Origin of the sequence: Bacillus cereus group sp. BfR-BA-01310, assembly GCF_022664325.1 — a bacterium.
GTDB lineage: Bacteria > Bacillota > Bacilli > Bacillales > Bacillaceae_G > Bacillus_A > Bacillus_A paramycoides.
The window spans coordinates 1-261 of sequence record NZ_JAKUHD010000117.1 but is presented as its reverse complement, the minus strand read 5'-3'; the positions used below and the strand labels follow the sequence as shown (position 1 = coordinate 261).

The following is a 261-nucleotide window of genomic DNA, read 5'->3' as shown; positions in this document are numbered from 1 at the left end:
TTTTTAATGAAGCACTTTCGTATTTTATGAATGTTATTGATAAAGAATTTTTAAGTTTGGACGATTGGAACACAAAAGGAATCGTACCGGCTGTGGAAATGTTGACGCATACGACGAAAACAAACCCACTTCCTAAATATAAAGAGTTCAGCCAACAGTTTTACAAGTTCCCTAGTTATTTCAGGCGCGCGGCTATCGCTTCCGCCTTCGGAAAAGTGAAAAGTTATCGTTCCTTACTCCAAAACTGGGTAGAAGAAAAAG

At 38.3% G+C, this 261-nt stretch carries 1 pseudogene; it reads left to right on the top strand.

The window, feature by feature from the left end:
- A pseudogene (locus MR109_RS29940) lies at positions 1 to 261 on the top strand (RNA-guided endonuclease TnpB family protein); the annotation flags it as partial.